We start from the raw sequence: 1,774 nt of genomic DNA, 5'->3' as shown, positions 1-1,774 counted from the left end.
TCAGTAATTCCGCTCATAAAAAAGCACCCATGATAATCAGTTGTTTATAACAGTTAGGGAAATTATTTTTTCGGGAAGAAATGAGAAATGTGTAAATTACCCAAATTAATGGGTAATAAGTCATTTACTCATAAATATTATATTAATAGTAAATAAAAGATCAGTTATTTATTTAACTGATCTTTTGTGTTTTAAAGATACTTAAATTTAACAGAATTCACTAATTTTTAGTGAGCAAATGTGGATTTCACTTCAGTATCGGTAAACAGGTATGTTTTCAAATTGGCAAAGTGCTCCAGTGTCATTTTCCTGATCTTGAACAGCGGATTTTAGAGTTTTCCGATCCACGCAAGCGTAAGGAATATCAAATATCCGAATTGGTTCTTGGTGGTATTATGATGTTTGTTTTTAAAGAAGGGTCACGTAATGCTTTTGATCTGGATCGAAAGGATGCCCTTTTTCGAAAGAACTACGAACGTACTTTTAAAATGCAGTTACCTAGCTGTGATGCTATTGATGACCTCCTGCGGGCTTTAAAAACAGAGGAGCTGGAACAGCTTAAGAATCACATCATCCATTCTTTAATTCAAAAAAAGGTATTTCATAAGTTTCGATTCAAGAGTAAATATTTCATGGTATCCGTTGATGGTACAGGAATAGCATCTTATTCACATGATTATTGTGGAGAATGCACCAGTAAAACCTCCAAAAATGGCAAGACGACCTATTATCATCATGTTTTAGAAGCTAAACTAATCACCACTAATGACATGGCCTTCTCAATTGGAACCGAATGGATCAGAAACGAAAGTCAGGGGGAATACGATAAACAAGATTGCGAAACAAAGGCTTTTAAGCGTCTGGCAGCAAGAATCAAACAAGAATTTCCCCGGTTGCCTATTATTATCGTTGTTGATGCACTATATGCCAACGAACCCTTTTTTAAGATTTGCCGTGAACATGGCTGGGTATTTATTGTCACCTTCAAGGATGGTAATCTTCCTTCGGTACATCAGGAAATCGCTCTTTTACCCCAATCAGCTAAAAAACAAACAGAAAGAATAATTCCTCAAAAGAACGGAAGTTTTAAAAAACAGTACTACACCTACGTTAATGGAATTGACTACAAGGGTTTTACTCTTTCTTATGTAAAGTGCATTGAGCAAATTCAGACTCGACAATTTGACGATGACCCGGATGAAGAGATTAAAACATTTGTACACCTGAGTAGCTTAGTAGCTGATATTGACAATTATTGGCATATATCGTATTCAGGTCGTTTACGATGGGCTATTGAAAACTCTTTTGATTATCTTAAAAATCACGGCTATAACATGAAGCACAAGTATTCAAGAGTATCGTTTGTGGCCTTGCGCAATTATTACCAGTGTATGATGATAGCACATATGATTAACCAATTTGTTGAAAAAAGTTGTGACCTGAAACATATCTTTGAGAATGACACTAAAATGACCATACAATATCTTTGGAAGCGATTGTTGTCCTTTGTTTTAGAAAATTGCGTTGATCCCATTGAGTATGATCAACTTGTTAGAAAACGAGGCCAAATAAGACTGGTTTAAGCCAGTGTGGAGAAAACCTGCTCCGTAATTCAGGTCATCACCCATTAATAACGCAACACGCCTATCGAATAAAAATAATTTCTGAATCGTTCTATATGAGATGGTGCCTGCACTGTTAATGGAAAACTTACATCCTAATGCGAAATAGCTATTGGATCAATTGATATTGATTTATACTTACCGAATAAATG

1 protein-coding gene is annotated in these 1,774 nt (G+C 35.3%); it reads left to right on the top strand.

The genetic code is table 11. The features are described from left to right. The first annotated feature begins 290 nt into the window (after positions 1-290). On the top strand, positions 291-1,583 hold the full coding sequence (locus ACRD7A_RS18980; RefSeq protein WP_430812967.1) for a transposase: 1,293 nt from the start codon (positions 291-293) through the stop codon (positions 1,581-1,583). Positions 1,584-1,774 lie beyond the last annotated feature (191 nt).

The organism is Carboxylicivirga longa (assembly GCF_050589825.1).
Classification (GTDB): domain Bacteria; phylum Bacteroidota; class Bacteroidia; order Bacteroidales; family Marinilabiliaceae; genus Carboxylicivirga; species Carboxylicivirga longa.
This window is presented reverse-complemented; position numbering and strand designations above follow the sequence as displayed.